The 19,475-nt window shown below is 58.6% G+C and carries 19 protein-coding genes; 7 read left to right on the forward strand and 12 right to left on the reverse strand.

The genetic code is table 11. The annotated features are described in order from the left end of the window. Positions 1 to 33: 33 nt before the first annotated feature. Complete coding sequence (gene guaB / locus C5F52_RS12195; RefSeq protein ID WP_104798641.1) at positions 34 to 1,503, reverse strand: IMP dehydrogenase; 1,470 nt, start codon at positions 1,501 to 1,503, stop codon at positions 34 to 36. A 203-nt stretch (positions 1,504 to 1,706) separates the two neighbouring features. On the opposite strand from guaB, the gene C5F52_RS12200 reads away from it, so the two are divergent. From C5F52_RS12200 to C5F52_RS12215, 4 genes are read left to right on the forward strand one after another with little or no spacing between them, the layout of a single operon-like run. Beyond that, the gene (locus tag C5F52_RS12200) at positions 1,707 to 2,915 is read left to right on the forward strand and encodes a TolC family protein (protein ID WP_146100076.1); all 1,209 of its coding nucleotides are present in this window, start codon (positions 1,707 to 1,709) and stop codon (positions 2,913 to 2,915) included. A gap of 8 nt (positions 2,916 to 2,923) precedes the next feature. Then, the gene (locus tag C5F52_RS12205) at positions 2,924 to 4,087 is read left to right on the forward strand and encodes an efflux RND transporter periplasmic adaptor subunit (protein ID WP_236657845.1); all 1,164 of its coding nucleotides are present in this window, start codon (positions 2,924 to 2,926) and stop codon (positions 4,085 to 4,087) included. 3 nt (positions 4,088 to 4,090) lie between these two features. Further along, complete coding sequence (locus C5F52_RS12210; protein WP_104798644.1) at positions 4,091 to 7,201, forward strand: efflux RND transporter permease subunit; 3,111 nt, start codon at positions 4,091 to 4,093, stop codon at positions 7,199 to 7,201. Positions 7,202 to 7,215: 14 nt separating this feature from the next. Next, complete coding sequence (locus C5F52_RS12215; protein WP_104798645.1) at positions 7,216 to 7,557, forward strand: P-II family nitrogen regulator; 342 nt, start codon at positions 7,216 to 7,218, stop codon at positions 7,555 to 7,557. A 36-nt stretch (positions 7,558 to 7,593) separates the two neighbouring features. On the opposite strand, the gene C5F52_RS12220 is transcribed toward C5F52_RS12215, so the two are convergent. From C5F52_RS12220 to C5F52_RS12230, 3 genes are read right to left on the reverse strand one after another with little or no spacing between them, the layout of a single operon-like run. Then, positions 7,594 to 8,613, reverse strand: coding sequence for a DUF6352 family protein (locus C5F52_RS12220; protein ID WP_104798646.1), 1,020 nt, complete (start codon positions 8,611 to 8,613; stop codon positions 7,594 to 7,596). 7 nt (positions 8,614 to 8,620) lie between these two features. Then, on the reverse strand, positions 8,621 to 8,971 hold the full coding sequence (locus C5F52_RS12225) for an RnfH family protein (RefSeq protein ID WP_236657846.1): 351 nt from the start codon (positions 8,969 to 8,971) through the stop codon (positions 8,621 to 8,623). Then, the gene (locus tag C5F52_RS12230) at positions 8,968 to 9,420 is read right to left on the reverse strand and encodes a type II toxin-antitoxin system RatA family toxin (RefSeq protein WP_104798647.1); all 453 of its coding nucleotides are present in this window, start codon (positions 9,418 to 9,420) and stop codon (positions 8,968 to 8,970) included. Before C5F52_RS12230 ends, C5F52_RS12225 begins: the two co-directional genes overlap by 4 nt. Before the next feature lie 47 nt (positions 9,421 to 9,467). Here C5F52_RS12230 and smpB point away from each other — a divergent pair, with 47 nt between their 5' ends. The 3 genes from smpB (at position 9,468) to C5F52_RS12245 (ending at position 10,617) form a co-directional block, all read left to right on the forward strand. Further along, positions 9,468 to 9,944, forward strand: a complete 477-nt coding sequence (smpB, locus tag C5F52_RS12235; protein WP_104798648.1) for an SsrA-binding protein SmpB — start codon at positions 9,468 to 9,470, stop codon at positions 9,942 to 9,944. An 83-nt stretch (positions 9,945 to 10,027) separates the two neighbouring features. Continuing rightward, on the forward strand, positions 10,028 to 10,330 hold the full coding sequence (locus tag C5F52_RS12240) for a CopG family ribbon-helix-helix protein (RefSeq protein WP_104798649.1): 303 nt from the start codon (positions 10,028 to 10,030) through the stop codon (positions 10,328 to 10,330). After that, positions 10,327 to 10,617: a type II toxin-antitoxin system RelE/ParE family toxin gene (locus C5F52_RS12245; protein ID WP_104798650.1), complete on the forward strand. Its 291-nt coding sequence runs from the start codon at positions 10,327 to 10,329 to the stop codon at positions 10,615 to 10,617. The genes C5F52_RS12240 and C5F52_RS12245 overlap by 4 nt, the downstream gene beginning before the upstream one ends. A 12-nt stretch (positions 10,618 to 10,629) precedes the next feature. Here the strand turns inward: C5F52_RS12245 and C5F52_RS12250 are convergent, their stop codons facing one another. The 8 genes from C5F52_RS12250 to C5F52_RS12285 form a co-directional block, all read right to left on the reverse strand. Beyond that, positions 10,630 to 13,017 carry a YgiQ family radical SAM protein gene (locus tag C5F52_RS12250; RefSeq protein WP_104798651.1) on the reverse strand — a complete coding sequence of 796 codons (2,388 nt, stop codon included), beginning with the start codon at positions 13,015 to 13,017 and terminating at the stop codon, positions 10,630 to 10,632. A 40-nt stretch (positions 13,018 to 13,057) separates the two neighbouring features. Beyond that, positions 13,058 to 13,726, reverse strand: a complete 669-nt coding sequence (locus tag C5F52_RS12255) for an NTP transferase domain-containing protein (RefSeq protein ID WP_104798652.1) — start codon at positions 13,724 to 13,726, stop codon at positions 13,058 to 13,060. Continuing rightward, entirely contained in the window at positions 13,726 to 14,802 is a 1,077-nt protein-coding gene (locus tag C5F52_RS12260) for an XdhC family protein (RefSeq protein ID WP_104798653.1), read from the reverse strand. The genes C5F52_RS12255 and C5F52_RS12260 overlap by 1 nt, the downstream gene beginning before the upstream one ends. 39 nt (positions 14,803 to 14,841) lie before the next feature. Further along, positions 14,842 to 15,822, reverse strand: coding sequence for a phosphogluconate dehydrogenase (NAD(+)-dependent, decarboxylating) (gnd, locus tag C5F52_RS12265; RefSeq protein ID WP_104798654.1), 981 nt, complete (start codon positions 15,820 to 15,822; stop codon positions 14,842 to 14,844). A gap of 57 nt (positions 15,823 to 15,879) precedes the next feature. Then, positions 15,880 to 16,710, reverse strand: coding sequence for a glutamate racemase (gene murI, locus C5F52_RS12270; protein WP_104798655.1), 831 nt, complete (start codon positions 16,708 to 16,710; stop codon positions 15,880 to 15,882). Next, entirely contained in the window at positions 16,697 to 17,707 is a 1,011-nt protein-coding gene (locus C5F52_RS12275; RefSeq protein ID WP_104798765.1) for a LacI family DNA-binding transcriptional regulator, read from the reverse strand. Before C5F52_RS12275 ends, murI begins: the two co-directional genes overlap by 14 nt. A gap of 90 nt (positions 17,708 to 17,797) precedes the next feature. Then, positions 17,798 to 18,958 (reverse strand): hypothetical protein, encoded by a 1,161-nt coding sequence (locus tag C5F52_RS12280; RefSeq protein ID WP_146100077.1) that lies wholly within the window; start codon positions 18,956 to 18,958, stop codon positions 17,798 to 17,800. A gap of 84 nt (positions 18,959 to 19,042) precedes the next feature. After that, positions 19,043 to 19,474 (reverse strand): biopolymer transporter ExbD, encoded by a 432-nt coding sequence (locus tag C5F52_RS12285; protein ID WP_104798657.1) that lies wholly within the window; start codon positions 19,472 to 19,474, stop codon positions 19,043 to 19,045. Between the last annotated feature and the right edge of the window lies 1 nt (position 19,475).

Here is a 19,475-nt window from a genome sequence, read left to right on the forward strand (position 1 = left end):
AGGCATCGCGCGCGTTTAGCGCTTGCAAAGCCTTTATTCAGCGCGGTAGTTCGGCGCTTCTTTGGTGATCTGCACGTCGTGCACATGGCTTTCACGAATGCCCGCAGCCGTGATTTCCACAAACTGAGACTCTTCGTGCATGGCCTCAATCGTCGCGCAGCCGCAGTAACCCATGCTGGCACGCAAGCCGCCCGCCATTTGATAGATGATGGAGACGACCGAGCCTTTGTAGGGCACACGGCCTTCGATGCCTTCGGGCACCAGTTTGTCGGCGTTGGGGTTGCCGGTGCTCGATTCCTGGAAATAGCGGTCTGCACTGCCTTGCTGCATGGCACCAATGGAGCCCATGCCGCGGTAGCTCTTGTAGCTGCGGCCTTGGAACAGCACGATCTCGCCCGGCGCTTCTTCGGTGCCCGCAAACATGCCGCCCATCATCACCGTGCCTGCGCCTGCGGCAATGGCTTTGGCGATGTCGCCGCTGTAGCGGATGCCGCCATCGGCAATCAGGGGAACGCCTGTGCCTTTGAGGGCCGTAGCCACGCTGTCCACCGCCATGATTTGCGGCACGCCCACGCCCGCCACGATGCGGGTGGTGCAGATGGAGCCAGGGCCAATGCCGACCTTGACGCCGTCCGCGCCCGCCTCAACCAAGGCCAAAGCGGCAGCGCCCGTGGCAATGTTGCCGCCGATGACTTCGATGTGTGGGTAGTTTTGTTTGACCCAGCGCACGCGGTCGAGCACGCCTTTGCTGTGGCCGTGTGCGGTGTCCACCACGATGGCGTCAACGCCTGCACGGGAAAGCGCTTCCACGCGCTCTTCGGTGCCCTCGCCCACGCCCACTGCCGCGCCCACGCGCAGTTTGCCAGCGGCGTCGCGTGCGGCGTTGGGGAAGTTCAGCTGTTTGGTGATGTCCTTGACGGTGATCAGACCCTTGAGTTCAAAGGCGTCGTTGACCACCAGCAGGCGTTCGAGTTTGTGTTTGTTGAGCAGGTGTTTGGCTTGCTCGGGGGTGGTGCCTTCGGGCACGGTGATCAAACGCTCACGCGGCGTCATAATTTCACTGACCTTTTGGTCGTAGCGGGTTTCAAAACGCAGATCGCGACCAGTGACGATGCCGACCACTTGGCGGCCATCGCAGACCGGAAAGCCCGACACGCCCAGCTCGTCGGAGAGGGCCATGACCTGGCGCACGGTGGTGTCGGGCGTAATGACGACCGGGTCGCGCAGCACGCCGGACTCGTAGCGCTTGACCTTGGCCACTTGGGCGGCTTGCTCTTGCGCGGTGAGGTTTTTGTGCACGATGCCGATGCCGCCTTCTTGCGCGATGGCGATGGCCAAACGTGCTTCGGTCACGGTGTCCATGGCTGCGGACACAAGCGGCAGGTTCAAGCGGATGTTGCGGGTGAATTGGGTTGCGAGGGACGTGTCCTTGGGCAGGACTTGGGAGTAGGCGGGCACCAACAACACGTCGTCGAAGGTGAGGGCTTTGCCGAGAAGGCGCATGGTGATGGCTCCAAAAACAACATTTTAGAGAACGTCGCCAAGGCGGTTGTATACAGCCCTTTAGGCCAAGTCCAAGGCCGCGTCAATTCCGTGCGACCCTTAAGTTTTAGTAAATGTGCGGATAATTGTTTCAAACGTTACACCCTATTTTTGATGAGATTCGCACTTTGATTCGACGCATACCCCCCTTCAAACTTTTGCTGATGCTATTTTTGATGCAGTCCTTGGGGAGTTGGGCCAATGCCCCCACGCCCTTCAGTTTGAGCGACCTCGAAAAACTCACACTTGAGACCAGTTTCGCGGTGAAGGCCAGCAACGAAGCGGTCAACACCGCTGCCGCCGCAGTCACCACGGCGCGCGCCTTTCCGAATCCTGAAATCGAGGCCTTGAAAGGTCAGCAAGTCACCCGGTTGAACCGTACCGAAGTTGGCCCCACCCAAAGCTGGGGCGTCACGCAGGTTTTAGACATGCCTTGGCAACGCTTTCCGCGTGTCGATGCGGCCACAGCAGGGCTGCAAGCAGAACAAGCCCACCAGCGCGCGTTTTCCACCGACTTGATCGCCAAGCTTCGCCTGCGCTTCTTTGACCTGATGCGCCGCCAAGCGGAAGAACGCGCCAGTCGCGAAGATGGCAAGCTGATGGAGGGCATCCGCAGCCGTATTGCCTTGCGCGTTGAAACTGGTGAGGCCGCACGCTACGAGCTGGTCAAAGCCGACGCTGAAACACTCAATGCGCAAAAATTGGCGCAATCGGCCGAACTGCGCACCCGCCAGTCACGCGCCGCCTTGCGTGCGGTGGTTGGCGCACAGTTGCCCGAAGACTTTCAAATTGACAGCAGCGCGCAAGACCTGCCCCGCCCTGCACCACTGGCACACGTTCGAACCGAGATCGCCAACACCAACCCAGCGCTGGCCAAAGCACGCGCAGAACGTCTGCAGCTGACGCACAAACTCAACGAAGAAAAGGCGTTGCGCCTGCCGCAATTTGCCCTCAAAGCGGCCATTGACCAAGACACCGAAGTACGCAACAAACGCATCGGCTTGGCGGTCACCATTCCGCTATGGAACTGGCGCTCTGGCCCCATTGGCGAAGCTGCGGGACGTTTATCGCGCGCAGACAACGACGTGATGCACCAAGAGTTTTCGCTGATGCAAGAGCTGGATGCGGCCTACCAGCAATACGACATCGCGCAAGCGCAAATGGTGGCTCTGGAGTCGGGCATTGTTCGACAAGCGGCCAACGCTTTGCGCATCGTTGAGACTGCCTACAAAGCGGGTGAAAAGGGTTTTCTCGAAGTCTTGGATGCGCAACGCGTCTTTCGTGCAGCGCGCAATGAATTGATCACCGCACGCTATGAATTAGCCAGCGCTTGGGCAGAAATTGAACGCTTACGCGCCACCCCCACGCCTTGAAGAAATTTATGAATAAAAACACCCACACCCGCGCCATACGCACCCTTTTGATGTGCTGTGTATTGACTTTGTCAGCTTGTAAAAAAGCAGGGCCAGAAGTCCCCCAATCCAGCGATATCGACACCAATTTAATTGCCGCTGACGCTGCGATGCAAAGTCAAATTCAAGTGGCGGATGTCCTAACAACAGGCGTCTCGGAAACCTTGCGAGTGGCCGGTCAAATCGACTTTGATGAACAAGCCCTCACCCGCATTGGCGCGAGCGTGACAGGACGCGTCACACAAATTCAGGCCCAGCTGGGTGATGCGGTCAACAAGGGCGACACCTTGGCTGTCATCAACAGCAGCGAGTTATCGGGCTCACAACTGGCTTACCTCAAAGCACGCTCTGAAAAAGAACTGCACCGTCGCAATGTGGAGCGCGCCAAAACCTTGTACCAAGCCGATGTGATCAGCTTGGCGGAGTTACAGCGACGCGAAAACGAATATGAAATTGCTTCCGCCGAAACACGTGCGGCGCAAGACCAATTGCGCGTGTTGGGCGTGAGTGCGCAGTCCATTGATCGCTTGGCCGCCACAGGCGCGATTGACTCGGTGGCCAGCGTGATTGCCACCATCCAAGGCGTGGTGGTCGAACGCAAGGTCGCAGCAGGCCAGGTGGTGCAACCCTCGGATGTGTTGTTTGCCGTGGCCAATTTGCATCGGGTGTGGGCTGTGGCTCAAGTGCCAGAGCAGCAAATTTCACAAGTCAAAACAGGCCAATCGGTGCACATTGAAGTGCCCGCCTTGAACAACGAAAAACTGGTGGGCAAGCTGATTTATGTGGGCCAAACCGTGAACCCAGACACCCGAACCGTGTTGGTGCGCACCGAACTTGACAACCAAGGGGGGCGCCTGAAACCCTCCATGCTGGCGTCCATGTTGATTGAGGCCGCGCCTGTTCAACGCTTGGTCGTACCCTCTGCAGCCGTGGTGCGCGAGGATGACACAGACCATGTGTTTGTCCAAGAGCCCAATGGTTTATACCGACTCACCAAAGTCCGCTTAAGCCCCGAACGTGCGGGTCAACGCATCGTGTTGGACGGTATTCAACAAGGGGCACGTGTCGTGACGGAAGGTGCCTTCCATTTGAACAACCAACGCAACCTCAAAGCCATGGAAAGCGGGAGCTAAGCCATGCTTGAATCGCTCGTTCGCGCTGCGCTGAAACAGCGCTTGATCATCTGCGTCATCGCCGTTGTGTTGCTGCTGTTTGGCATTCAAGCCGCCAGCAAACTCTCTGTCGATGCATTTCCTGACGTGACGAACGTCCAAGTGCAAATCGCCACCGAGGCACGTGGTCGCTCCCCCGAAGAGGTGGAACGCTTCGCCACGGTACCCATCGAAGTGGCGATGACGGGCTTGCCCGGTTTAACCGAGTTGCGCTCACTCAACAAGCCCGGTTTGTCGCTCATCACCTTGGTCTTCACCGACGCCACCAACGTCTATTTCGCACGCCAACTCGTGATGGAACGCTTGATGGAAGTGGGGCAAAAACTGCCCGCCGACATCATGCCGGTGTTGGGGCCTGTGTCATCGGGCTTGGGCGAGGTGTACCAATACACGCTTGAGCACGCCAAAGACGGCGATCACGCCTTGACGGAAGAAGAGCTCACTCAGCGCCGTGTGGTCCAAGACTGGGTGCTGCGGCCGCTGCTGCGATCTATCCCTGGCGTGGCCGAAATCAACTCCCAGGGCGGCTACGTCAAGCAGTACCACGTTTTGGTCAATCCAGAGCGCCTGCGGCATTACAAGGTCAGCCTGTCAGAGGTGTACCAAGCTGTATCGCGCAACAACGCCAACTCGGGGGGCGGCGTGTTGCCGCAATCGTCCGAGCAGTACTTGATCCGCGGCGTGGGCTTGGTGCAAGGCTTGAGCGACTTAGGCCAAATCGTGTTGAAAGAAATCAACGGCACGCCGGTCTACATCCGCGATGTGGCCAGCATCGAGTTTGGACATGAAGTGCGCCAAGGTGCGGTCATCAAGAACGGCACCACCGAGGCCGTCGGCGGCGTGGTGATGATGATGACGGGCGGTAACGCCAAAGAAGTGGTCAGTCGCATCAAAAAGCGGGTGAAAGAAATCAACGAACGCGGCATGTTGCCCAATGATTTGAAAGTGGTGCCCTATTACGACCGCTCCGAACTGGTCGATGCGGCGTTGTGGACCGTCGTCAAAGTGTTGCTGGAAGGCGTGCTGTTGGTGGTGGTGGTGATCTTCTTGTTCTTGGGCGACGTCCGCTCATCGCTGATCGTGGTCGCTACCTTGGTGTTGACGCCGCTGCTGACGTTCTTGGCCATGAACAAGCTGGGTATTTCGGCCAACCTCATGTCGTTAGGGGGCTTAGCGATTGCCATTGGTTTGATGGTGGACGGCTCCGTGGTGGTGGTGGAAAACGCCTACGCCCGATTGGGACGAGCCGCTGAACTGGGCGAAAGCCAAGTGCGCTGCATTTTGAATGCGGTGATCGAAGTGGCGACCCCGGTGATCTTTGGCGTAGGCATCATCATTTTGGTGTTCTTGCCGCTGATGACTTTGCAGGGCATGGAGGGCAAGATGTTTGCCCCGCTGGCCTACACCATTGCCATTGCCTTGGCGATTTCGCTGGTGTTGTCAATGACCTTGTCGCCCGTGCTCTCGTCTTACCTGCTCAAGCCGCCCGCCACCGATGGCGACCATGACACGCGCCTCATTGCGGCCCTGAAAAAGCGCTATTTGAAACTGCTGGGTGCTGCCATGGCACATCAAAAGCGCACCGTCGCCGTGTCGCTGGCCACTTTGGCCTTGGCGGTGGGTATCTTGCCCTTTTTGGGCAGCGCCTTCATTCCCGAAATGAAAGAGGGTTCCGTGGTGCCCGGCATCAACCGCGTGCCCAACATCTCGCTGGAAGAGTCCATCAAGATGGAAATGCAGGCCATGAAATTGGTCATGACCGTGCCGGGCGTGAAGTCAGCCGTGTCGGGCGTGGGCCGTGGCGAATCGCCTGCGGACCCGCAAAGCCCCAACGAGTCCACACCCATCGTGAGCTTGAAACCCCGCGACCAATGGCCCGCAGGATGGACACAAGACACCATCGCCGAAGCCATGCGCGACAAACTCAAGGCCTTGCCCGGGGTTCAAATTGTGATGGCCCAGCCTATTTCTGACCGCGTGGATGAAATGGTCACCGGCGTGCGCTCAGACATCGCGGTGAAGGTGTTTGGCGATGACTTGGATGACCTCAAACGCTTGGCCAACCAGATCGCCAAAGTGGCACAAGGCATTCAGGGCGCACAGGACTTGCGGGTGGAACGCATCTCCGGCCAACAATATTTGCAAATCGACATCGACCGTCAAGCCATTGCGCGCTTGGGCATCAACGTGGCCGATGTGAACGACATGATTGAAATGGCCATTGGCGGCAAAGTGGCGTCGGAAGTGTTTGAGGGCGAACGTCGGTTTTCAGCGGTGGTGCGCTTGCCCGAACGCTTTCGCAACAACATCGAAGCCATTTCCAACATCATCTTGGACTCGCCCAACGGTGCCCATGCGCGCTTGAACGATGTGGCGCAGATCAAAGTGCTGGATGGGCCAGCACAAATTTCACGCGAAATGGCCAAGCGCCGCATCGTGGTGGGCATCAACGTGAAAGACCGTGACTTGGGCAGTTTCGTGACCGAGTTGCAAGCCCGAGTGGACGAGAAAATCGACCTTCCCGATGGCTACTACTTGGAATGGGGCGGTCAGTTCCAAAACATGGAGCGCGCCTTGGGGCACTTGAAAGTGATCGTGCCCATCACCGTGGCTGCCATTTTCTTTTTGCTGTTCTTGCTGTTCAATTCCGTTAAATTCGCGACCTTGATCATCACGGTGCTGCCATTTGCGTCGGTGGGAGGCGTGATGGGTTTGTTCATTTCTGGGGAGTATTTGTCGGTCCCAGCCTCGGTGGGGTTCATTGCCTTGTGGGGCATTGCAGTGCTCAACGGGGTGGTACTGGTGTCTTACATCCGCAGCTTGCGCGAAGGTGGGATGAGCGTGCAAGAGGCCGTGTTGGAAGGGGCGCGTCAGCGTTTCCGGCCCGTGATGATGACGGCGACTGTGGCCATGCTCGGTCTCATCCCCTTCTTGATCTCGAACGGCCCAGGCTCGGAGGTTCAGCGTCCGCTCGCCATCGTGGTGATCGGGGGCTTGATCACCTGCACCTTGCTCACCTTGGTGGTGGTGCCCACGATTTATCACTGGTTCGATGAAACCCAACCTGAAGCTTGATTGAGAGAGTTGCTATGAAAGAAATCAAAGCCATCATTCGCCCGTCCAAACTGCCCACCTTGCGTGAAAAGCTGCGCACCCTGCCCGGCTTCCCTGGCATGACGGTGAGCAAGGCCGAAGGTTGCTCGGCCCCTCATTTGCACAGCCCCGCCAACCTCAAAGAAGAGTTGACGGACTACACGCCAAAAATACGCATTGAAATCGTGTCACCCGATGAGGTGTGCGACAGCATTGTCGACACCATCATTCACGTGGCCCAAATCGGCCAAATTGGCGATGGCTTGGTGTGGGTCACCGACATCAGCCGCGCTGTGTTCTTGTACAAGTCAGTCGCAGGCCCACTGGAGAGGCCTTGAACGCATCCTCAGCCGTTTTGCCTGAACGGCCCCGTGTTATGACCGCTGTGCCAAAGGTAAGTTGATCAACAAGTTCTGCGGCTTGAGTTTGAGGCGTTGGTTGGCATCGACAGCCATCGCCAAATACACCGGCTTGCCGCGCACCTCGGCCAGCATGGCATTGGGCTCATCAAAGGTCAGCTTGAACAGGCACAGCAAGCGTTCCATGCGCTCAGCCTCGACCTCACGACCTTGGTACAGGTCGTTCAAGATGCTGCTGGCTTGCGCATCTAGGCCGATGTGCCACACCCAGTGGTCGTCGTCAATCTCACGCTCGGTTTGAATCTGCACTTGCACGCCCAAGAAATGGCCAATCCACTTGGCCATGACCTCGCACAGGGCCGTCAGCCCAGGTTGACCACGGTTGAGACTGAGCACCCAATCGAAGCTTTCGCTGCGGGGCCAGTAATCGTCTTCGTTGTCAGGGTTGAGCACATCCAAGTCCACGCTGCGCAGCTTGATGCCGCCTTGTTGCAGCAACTCACCAATCGAGCCAAAGCTGCCCTGCGTGGCATGGCGCTCGACCGTGGTGTCGTCAGCGGCCATGACCGCGCCGTCTTCGAGCACCGTGATTTTTTGGGTGTGCATGAGCATTTCAGCCGCACGCACCTGCATGGCCGTGGCCTCGTCGCCCAACACATGGCGCAGCAAAATTTGCGTCAGGTGCTGCACCAGCAACGGCGGCACATCAACGCCCTCGCCTTTGAACAACGCCATGTAGCTGGCTTCTAAGGTGGGGTGTGCCAACAGGCGTTCCCGAAAACGCAGCCACACGGCGTAGTTTTCAGCCGCATCGGGGTCTTGCAGCGTGGCCAAGGTGTCGGCGCTGACGGCCATGCGCGGCTGCTCGCCCAAGCTGTGGTGCAAGGCGATTTCAGCCGCACAAGAGCTGGCAATCGGGGCCAACTCGGGTCGCTCCAGCAAGAAGCGCAAAAAATCGTCGCTGACCACCAAGTGGCCTTGGGCGTTTTGCGTCAGCAGGGTGTAGCCACTGGCGGGCCAAAAGTTATGCGTCATAGGGATTTCAGTAGCCGGGTTTGGCGCCAGGGCGGCGTTTGGAGAACAAGCCTGTACGGCCAGCCCCTTGTTTTTGGAAGCGCTCGCGGCGAGCGACCATCGGGTCGACGGTCAAGGCACGGTAAATCTCGATGCGGTCCAAGTCGCGCAGCACATGGTTAGGCGTGGTCTTGCGCCCCCAAATACCCGCGACAAAGGCGTCGGTGTCGTGCAGCGCAATGTCGGGGTGATCGCGCAACAAACCGCTTTGGTCCAGCGCTTGCTCGACCGTGGTGCCTGCCTTGCAGCGCAAAGTGCGCTCATCCACCACGCGGGGTGCTGGCGAATAGAGCAGCGTGATGGTGATGGCAGCGCTCACGCGGGGTACACCTGCTCGGCACGTTTGACAAACGCATCCACCAAGGTGCCCGCGATCTTGTCAAACACGGGGCCTACCAACGCGCCGAACATGCTCTCAAAGCTGTAGTTCAGGGTCAGCTCAATGCGGCACGCGCGTTGCGGCGCTTGGGTGTTCGGGTCGGTCAAGGGATGAAAGTCCCACGTACCGTCCAAGTGCTTGAACGGACCATCGACCAGTTCCAGCTTCACTTGTCGGCCTTCGATGTGCACGTTGCGTGTGGTGAAGCTTTTGTGAAAGCCGCCCAGCGACATGCCGATCTCGGCGGTCATCCCGTTGGGGTGCTGCTCCACCACGCCGGCGCGGTCACACCAAGGCAAAAACTCGGGATAACGGGCCACATCGGTGACCAAGGCAAACATTTCTTCGGCGCTGAACCAAATGAGGACGGACTTGTGAACGGTTTTCATAGAATGGTCCACATTGTAAGAAGCTCTACTGTCCCCATATTCTCTAAATGGCTACCAAAAAACCTGCACTCCCCTCACGCATCGCCGACAACAAAAAGGCCGCGTACAACTACTTCTTCGAAGAAAAATTCGAGGCAGGCATGGTGCTGGAAGGCTGGGAAGTCAAATCTGCCCGCGAAGGCAAAGTGCAACTCACCGACGGCTATGTGGTGGTGCGCAATGGCGAGCTGTTTTTGATCGGCTGCCAAATCAACCCGCTGCACACCGCCTCCAGTCACGTCAACCCAGATAACGTGCGCACGAAAAAGCTGCTGCTCAAGAAAGACGAGATCAAACGCTTGATCACCAAAGTCGAGCAAAAGGGCAACACCCTGGTGCCGCTGAATCTGCACTGGAAAAACGGCAAGATCAAATGCGAAATCGCGCTGGCCAAAGGTAAGGCCGAGCACGACAAACGCGACACCATCAAGGACCGCGAAGGCAAGCGCGAGGTGGAGCGCGCTATGAAGTCGCGTAATCGTTAAACACGATGCGCCAATCCCCTACATGACTTGACGGCATAGGTGTTACCTAAGTAACATTAGGCACCTTATTTTCAGGCACCGCCATGGCCACCATCTCCGTCAAACTCTCCGACTCGACCCGAGACCGCTTACAAACTGCGGCACTTCATCTTGGCCTGACGCCTCACGCACTCATGGTGCATGCCATTGAAGACGCGGTGCAACTTGCAGAAACACGTCACAGCCTGATTGAACAAGCTCTGGCCTCGCGGCAACGTGTGGCCACAACGGGTTTGGTGGTGGACGGAGCAGCCTTTGGTGACTATCTAAAAGCCAAAGTTCGGGGCAATGCCGCCAAACGGCCTGAACCTATGGGTATTGAAAACTTTGTAGCCTCAGGGAAATGAGTCGTCATCTCTTTTCGGTTGATGCGACCGAAGACTTAGAGCGTTTGGTTGATTTCTTAACACTAAGCCAGCCCGAGGATGCCATCACAACCGTTGATTTGATCGTTGACGCCATCCAGATTCTGAGCCAACACCCTTTGATCGGACGCCCTATCGAGCAGGGGCTCAGAGAGCTGGTAATTTCGAGAGGAAAAACCGGCTATCTGGCCTTGTACCAGTACGACGAAGCCACAGATTTACTAGTCGTGCTAGCTATTCGACACCAGCGCGAACGCGGCTACCACTGAATCTAAAGTTGATTATTTTTGTTTGCGCGGCGGCAAGCCCGTGTGCTGCGTGAGCATGCGGCCCTTGGTGGGCTCGTTGCGCATCGTGGTTTTTGCCACGCCCGCTTTTGCCATCCCTGCTTTGGCGACGCCCACTTTAGCCGTAACCGTGCTGTTTTTGCGACGCGCGCTGACGTAGGCGCCATCGGTTTGCGGCTGAAACGTCGGAATCAAATGCAGCTTGCCGTTGCCGATCAAATCGGCACGGCCCATGGCTTTCAAGGCTTCACGCAACAAAGGCCAGTTGTTGGCATCGTGGTAGCGCAAAAACGCTTTGTGCAGGCGGCGGCGACGCTCGCCGCGCACAATGTCGACGACCTCGCTGCTGCGCGTCACGCGGGCCAAGGGGTTGCGGCCTGAGTGGTACATCGCCGTGGCGCTGGCCATGGGGCTGGGGTAGAAAGTCTGTACTTGGTCGGCGCGAAAGCCATTGCGCTTGAGCCACAGGGCCAAGTTCATCATGTCCTCGTCGCTGGTGCCGGGGTGGGCTGCGATGAAGTACGGGATGAGAAATTGCTTCTTCCCCACTTCGGCGCTGTACTTGTCAAACATCTGTTTGAACTTGTCGTAGCTGCCAATACCGGGCTTCATCATCTTGGACAGCGGGCCGCCCTCGGTGTGTTCAGGCGCGATCTTGAGGTAGCCGCCCACATGGTGCTGCACCAACTCTTTCACGTACTCGGGCGACTTGACGGCCAAGTCGTAACGCAGGCCTGAACCAATGAGAATTTTCTTCACCCCCTTCAACTCACGCGCTCGTCGGTACATGTGGATGAGCGAGCTGTGGTCGGTGTTGAGGTTTTGGCAAATGCCTGGGTAGACGCAGCTGGGTTTGCGGCAGGCCGACTCAATCTCGGGGCTCTTGCACCCAATGCGGTACATATTGGCCGTGGGGCCACCGAGGTCAGAAATAACGCCCGTGAAGCCTGGCACTTTGTCGCGAATGTCTTCAATTTCACGAATGACCGAGTCTTCGCTGCGGCTTTGAATGATGCGGCCTTCGTGCTCGGTGATGGAGCAAAACGTGCAGCCTCCAAAGCAGCCACGCATGATGTTGACGCTGAAGCGAATCATCTCCCACGCGGGAATTTTGGTGGCGCCGTCGTGACCGCCGTTCTCGTCTGCATAGACCGGATGTGGGCTGCGGGCGTAGGGCAAGTCGAACACCAGGTCCATCTCAGCCGTGGTCAACGGAATGGGCGGTGGGTTGACCCACACATCACGCGCGGTGTGGCCTTCGCCGTGAGCTTGCACCAAAGCACGGGCATTGCCGGGGTTGGTTTCTAAATGCAGCACGCGGTTGGCGTGGGCGTAAAGCACGGGGTCAGACTTGACTTGCTCGTAGGCTGGCAAGCGAATCACGCTGCGGTCACGCGGGGGCACTTTGAGTTTGCCCTTGCCTTGCAAGGCGGGGTTCTCGACAAACTTCAACGGCGAGACGGTGAAGCCTTGCGAGCTGCCCGACGATTCACCTTTGGCGGTGGATGCGCCGGTTTGTGCGTTGGCGGCATCCGCCACTGCATTGGCCTCGTCTTCGCGGGCGCAGCTTTCACCTTGCGCTTTGGCTTGGTCGCTGACCATCAAATACGGGTTGACGTGCGCCTCTACCCTGCCCGGCACGTCGATGCTGGACGAGTCAATCTCAAACCAACCTTCAGGCGTTTCGCGGCGCACAAAGGCCGTGCCGCGCACGTCAGTGATCTGCTGCACCGGCTCTTTGGCGGCCAAGCGGTGGGCAATTTCAACAATCGCGCGCTCGGCGTTGCCGTACAACAGCAAGTCGCACTTGCTGTCGACCACCACCGAGCGACGCACTTTGTCGGACCAGTAGTCGTAATGCGCGATACGGCGCAACGAGCCCTCGATGCCACCCAACACAATCGGCACGTCGCTGTAAGCCTCTTTGCAACGCTGGCTGTAAACCAAGGCGGCGCGATCGGGGCGCTTGCCACCGATGTCGCCCGCCGTGTAGGCGTCGTCGCTGCGAATTTTGCGATCGGCCGTGTAACGGTTGATCATTGAATCCATGTTGCCAGCGGTCACGCCAAAGAACAGATTGGGTTTGCCCAAGGCCTTGAACGGATCGGCACTTTGCCAATCGGGTTGGGCGATGATGCCCACGCGGAAACCTTGGTTCTCCAACATGCGGCCAATCACGGCCATGCCAAAGCTGGGGTGGTCCACATACGCGTCGCCCGTGACGATGATGATGTCGCAGCTGTCCCAACCGAGTTGGGTCATTTCCTCGCGGCTCATGGGTAAAAACGGGGCCGTGCCAAAGCGAGCGGCCCAGTACTTGCGGTAACTGTTCAGCGGCTTGGCGTTGCGGGGGAAAAGGGAGACGTCGGCGTAGGCATTCATGAGCCGGTAAGTGTACGGGTTAGCCCTGTGCCTGTGGGTTTTAGGGGTTATCCGCGGCCCAAGACAAATGCACGTTCTTTTGTGCCGCCAACGCCGCCAGATCGTCTGGGGAGTCGACATCTTGGCGGTAATGGTCGTTATCCGTTGGCCAGCGGTACAGCTGCTCAGGGTGGGCGCGCTGCCATTGCTTGCCGCCCACATCTGGCCCCGATGCCAGCAGATCAAGTCGAACATGCTCAGAAAACACCGCCGGATTACCGGGCAAGCCCGCCACCGTGGGCACCAGCATCTCTGTGCCCATTGGCCTTTGTGCAAAGGCCTGCAGCAAATCAGCCACATCGGTGGCCGTGATCAAGGGCTGATCGGCCAACGCCACCATCACGCCGCCCAAGTGCTCGGGCAAGGCGCGCAAGCCGAGGTGCAAAGACGAGGCTTGGCCTTGGTCAGGGTCTGTGTTTTGCACGATGCGAACAGGTAAACCTTGCAAGGCTGGGCTAATTTGCGCGGCGTAATGCCCCAAAACCACCACCACATGGGCCACACCAGCCATGTGCAAGGCGTGCACCAGATGTTGGATCAAAGGCTGACCATCGCGCTCCAGCAAACATTTAGGCCGCCGCCCCATGCGTGTCGCAGCCCCTGCGGCCAGCAACACAGCGCCGAATGGGGGTTGGGTGGCCGACAAATCTGTCAAAGCACCAAACGCCATCAGCGAATGCCGCAGACCAGCACGCCCGGGTCGTTGTGCGCCACGTTTTGGGTATTTTTCATGTGCGCCACGTCCATGTCGCGTGGCAAGGGCACACCGTTTTTGACGGCCAGCACCTCAGCCATCACGCTCACCGCGATCTCGGACGGCGTTTTGCTGCCGATGTAAATGCCAATGGGGCCACGCAGGCGCGCCAATGAGGCTTCAGTTTGGTCAAAGTGCTCAATCATGCGCTGGTGGCGGGCTTCGTTGTTGCGACGTGAACCGATGGCACCCACGTAAAACGCCTCGGTGTTGAGGGCTTCGAGCAAGGCCAAATCGTCCAACTTGGGGTCGTGCGTCAGTGCAATCACGCAGCTGCGGCTGTCGGGTTTGAACTGCTGCACCACGTCGTCGGGCATGTCTTTGAGCACGGTGACATGGGGCACGGACCAAGCGCCCGTGTACTCCTCGCGCGGGTCGCACACCGTGACGGCAAAGCCCGAAAACAAGGCCATGGTGGCCAAATACTCGGTCAACTGCCCTGCCCCCACCAGCAACATGCGGAACTCGGGGCCAAAGGTGTTCACCAAACGGTCTGCGTCAATGCTGAGTTCAGCGGTTTGATCGGTGGCTTGCAAGCGGCATGCGCCGCTGTGCAAATCCAAGTGGCGCTGCATCAAACGGCCTTGCGACAAAGCGGTCAACAGCTCGGCCAACAAGACGGGATCAGGGTCAAACTCCAGCACCAATTCCAAGGTGCCCCCGCAAGGCAAGCCAAAGCGGTGCGCTTCGTCGGCCGTGACGCCGTATTTCACACGCTGCGGCGCGCCGCTGGGCAAGGTCTGAGGCGCATCTTGCGGCTTCACGTTCGCGGAGGAGGCATAGGCTTGCGTGAAGCGGTAAATCAAATCATCTTCGATGCAGCCCCCCGACACCGAGCCCACCACCGCACCGGTTTCGCACAGGGCCATGATGGAGCCAATGGGGCGTGGCGACGAGCCCCACGTCCGCACCACCGTGGCCAACAGCGCGCGTTGCCCGCTTTGTCGCCAAGCTTGCAGGGTGCGCAACACCATCACGTCTAAGTTTTCCATGCACCTATATCTCCGCTTTTCCGTGTTTGTTGCCGTTGCTCAGTGCTTGCCCGGCTCTTGGTGGCCGCCAAACTGCTTGCGCATCGCCGACAACATTTTGTCTGCAAAGGTGCTGATCTGACGTGAGCGAAAACGCGCAAACAACGCGGCAGACAAGACGGGCACCGGCACAGCCTCTTCAATGGCGGCGTTGATGGTCCAGCGGCCTTCGCCCGAGTCCTGCACATGGCCCGAATAGGCCTTGAGCTCAGGGTCTTCGGCCAACGAAATCGCCGTCAGATCGAGCAACCACGACGACACCACGCTGCCGCGCCGCCACAGCTCGGTGATGTCCGCCAAATCCAGTTGGTAGCGGCGATCGGCGGGAATGCTGTCTTGTCCCACGCCTTTGAGCACATCCATGCCCTCGGCATAGGCCTGCATCAAACCGTACTCAATGCCGTTGTGAATCATCTTCACAAAGTGCCCCGAACCTGCGGGGCCGGTGTAGAGGTAGCCCTCTTCGGCGGTCGACACCTTGCCTTCGCGGCCGGGTGTTTTAGGAATGGAGCCTACGCCGGGGGCCAAGGTTTTGAAAATCGGATCAAGGTGCTGCGCTGCCGAGGCGTCGCCGCCAATCATCATGCAATAGCCGCGATCCAAGCCCCACACGCCGCCGCTGGTGCCCACGTCGAGGTAGCGAATGCCTTTGGCTTTGAGCATGTGGGCGTGGCGCACATCGTCTTGAAAATTCGAGTTGCCGCCGTCAATCAAAATGTCGCCCGGCTCCAGCAAGGTGCTCAACATTTGGATGGTCGACGCGGTAATCTCGCCCGCAGGCAACATCACCCAGACCGCACGAGGCGCTTGCAACTGCGCCACCAAAGAAGCCAAGTCGTGGCTGGGCGTGGCACCTTCTTGGGCGAGTTGGGCCACGCTGTCGGGGTTGGCGTCGTACACCACGCTGGTGTGACCATGGCGCATCAAACGCCGAACAATGTTGCCGCCCATGCGGCCCAAACCAATCATGCCGAGTTGCACATCCGTCTCCTTGGAAGCCTTATTTGAAGCTTTGCACTTTAAGTGCAAAACAAGGCTTCAAACCGCAGTTAAAGCCCCAACGGAGACACCGTCGCCCCACAAATGCGCGATGGTGCGTTGCACTTGGGCCACGTCACCTGTGGTGAAAAACAAGGTTTGCCCCAGCTCTGGGCCAGAGGCCAAGGTGTTGACGTCCAAACGTCGCACCAGCTCACGCGCCACAGCTTCAGCGGGGTCGATCAAGGCCACGCCCTCGCCTGCCACGCGCTGGATGGTGTCGCGTAAAAACGGGTAATGCGTGCAGCCCAGCACCAGCGTGTCAGCCCCTTGGTCGATCAGCGGTTGTACAAATTGACGCACCAAGGCCTCGGTCTGGGCACTGTGCAAATCAGCCTGCTCCACCAACGCCACCCAGCCCGGGCAAGCTTGTAAAACGAAGCGCACCTGCGTACCGTGCAGCGCACACAAGCGCGCCACGCTCTCGCTTTGCACGGTTTGACGGGTGGCCAGCACGCCCACCACGCCACTTCGGGTCTGAGCCACAGCAGGTTTGATAGCCGGTTCAATCGCGACCACGGGCAAAGCCGTGTGTTCGCGCAAGCTGCGCGCCGCCACCACGGTGGCCGTGTTGCACGCAATGGTGATGGCCTTCACGCCCGACGTGACCAACCACTGCCCAACCGTCAAGGTGCGCTGCGTGATGTAGGCCTCGGTTTGGTCGCCATACGGCGCGTGAGCGGAATCGGCCACGTAGACCAAATTTTCAAAAGGTAGGGCAGCGCGGATGGCGCGCAAGACGGACAGGCCGCCTACGCCGGAGTCGAAGACGCCAATGGGGCTGGCGGAGCTGGTGGCGCTGATCGCGCCGGCAACGTCAGGCTTGGGCATCCGAAGTTTGCAAGCTTGACTCGCGCACCACCAACGACGTGGGCAACAACTGCGAATCGAGCTGATCGCCGTCCAGCAAGGCTTGCAAGCAATCCACCATCACGCCACCCGCCAACTCGATGGGTTGGCGCACGGTGGTGAGCGGCGGAAAGCTGTGCGAAGCCATGTCGATGTCGTCATAGCCCACCACACTCACCTGCTCAGGCACCGCCATGCCTTCGCGCTTCATCACGCCAATGGCGTTGATGGCGATCAAATCGCTGGCCGCCACCAGCGCGTCAAAAGGCACACCGGCTTGCAAAAAGCCACGCATCGCCGCTTGCGCCTCTTCAGCGGTGAATGCGCTGGGGATGTAGAGCTTGGGATCCACAGCCACGCCAAATTTTTGATGGGCCTGCAAATAGCCTTCGTAACGCTTAGCAGCCTCCGGCATGCTGTTATCGCCCATGAAGGCAATGCGGCGACGACCTGCCGCCAGCAAGTGCTCGGTGGCCAACGCCCCGCCGCTCAAGTTGTCGCTACCCACGCTGCAATAAAGTTGTCGGGGCAATTGCGCGCCCCAAACCACCAAGGGCACATGACGACGCGCCAAATCGTTGAGTTGGTCGTGGTGCCCCCACTGGCCAATCACGATGATGCCGCGGGCTCGACCTGTGTCGTACAAAGCCGCCATGTCGTCGAGGCGATCTGCATCCACCCGCGACAGCAGCATGTCGTAATTTCTGTCGGTCAGCGCATCGGCCAAGCTACCGAGCATGCCCAAGAAGAAGGGGTCAGAAATATGCTGACGGGTCTTGCGGTCGTAGGGAATCACGACGCCAATGGTGCGGTTGTCGCCCATACGCAGGCTTTTGGCACTTTGATTGATCGTGTAATTGAGCGAACGGGCAAGCTCAATGATGCGAATACGGGTCTCATCATTGGTCAATGCGCTGCCGTTCAAGGCGCGAGAAACGGTAGACGTCGACACACCCGCCATGCGAGCAATGTCGATCATTTGGATTTTGCGTTTGTCAGGATCTGAACTGGCCATGAGCTAGGTAGTGGTTATCTCAGCTGAGCATTCTATAAACCCGATGATAGGGCCTCACTTCACCAGATTCAGCCAAAGCGACGCCAAGCGTGTGGCCGTGTCGTCGCCTGTCACGCTGAGCAGCATGCTTTTGGCGGCGTCGGTTTGCCCGCTTTTGAACATGGCGATGCCGCAATGCAAGCGCGTCTCGGCCTCACGGCGCAAACCGCCTTTGGCCAGCGCTTTTTCGCAGGCGGGCACGGCGGCCTTCCAAGCCCCTTTGGACAGCTGCACGTCGGCCCATTGCGCCAACAACACCGCATCTTCCGAGTTCGGTCCGATCGCTTGCATGGCCTTGTCGTCTTCTGCGACGCGTTGCTGCACTTGCTTTTTGAGGGCAGCGGCAGACGCGGGTTGCGCCACTTTGTCGAGCATGCGCTGGGCTTCGTGCGGCAGACCGGCCTTCAACGCGGCTTGGGCCACATCGGCGTAATCTTCAGCGTCTTCCAAATTGTCGGTGGCATCCATCAAACGAAACACATCCAGTTGGTAACGCGCATTGAAGCCCGCTTGGCGTGGGATGCGGTTGAGCAAATCGCCCCAATACGCTTGGCTTGGGAAGCGCTTGACCAACTCGGTCAAGGTTTTGACGTACGCCGCTTCGTCTTTCACCTGCTGCTGGCTGAAGGCGTACATGCGCAACTCGGCCTCATCTGGCAGCTTGCCCGCAGCGGCATCGGCTTGCAATTTGGCAGGCATTTCTTTCAACACCTCTTGGTGCGCGCCTTGCACAGCCAGCGACTGCATCAAGGCCAAGCGAATACGCGTGTTCGTGCCCCCTTGCTGCAGGTAACGACGCGCCCACTCCACCACACGCGGATAGTCTTTGGTGCGCAAGCTCACGCTCACCATGGTTTCCATCAGCGTCAAACGATCGACCTCGGGCAAGTCTTTGCTTTGCAACAGGTAGTCGAGCGAAGAAGCGGCCAAGTCAAACTTTTGGGCGTTCATGGCCGCCACCACCGACAAGCGCTCCAACAGCATTTTTTCAGCCCCCGTCAGCTGCGCCACTTGACGCGCCTCTTGAATCTTTTTCAACGCTTCTTCGGGCTGCTTGGACTGAATGGCCTCTTGGGCCGCTTGAAGAGGTTTGGCCACTTCAGAGCGCAAATTCACCTGTGCCACGCTGCTCAGCGCGACACCCAACACGCTGTAAGCAAATAATCTTTTCCACATACGCATCATCCTCATGTGCTTAAAAAAAAGCCCCGCCTCTTGCGAGGAGGGGCAAGGGTTTTCTGTTTGAAAACCTTGAAGAAATCAATTCACAAATTGCTCCGAGCCCACAATGCCCAGCTTGGTCAAGCCAATGCGCTGCGCGTTGGCCAACACGGCGGCCACCGCCTCGTACTTGGCCTTGGCATGCGAGCGGATGTGCAACTCGGGTTGGGGTTGCATTTGGTAAGCCTCTTGCAGCTTCATGTCCAACTCAGCGCGCGAGGCAATCGGCTTGCCGTTCCAGTTGATCACGCTGTTGGCATCGACCTCGATCTTCACCACCACTGGATCGACCTTTTTAGCGGCCGGTTTAGACACTGGCATGTCCATGTTCACGGTGTGCAGTTGCGCAGGGATGGTGATGATCAACATGATCAACAGCACCAACATCACGTCAATCAAAGGCGTGGTGTTGATGTCCATCATCACTTCTGGCTCACCACTGCCCGACCCGCTTCCTAAGTTCATTCCCATG

The sequence above is a fragment of the Limnohabitans sp. TS-CS-82 genome, from assembly GCF_002943475.1.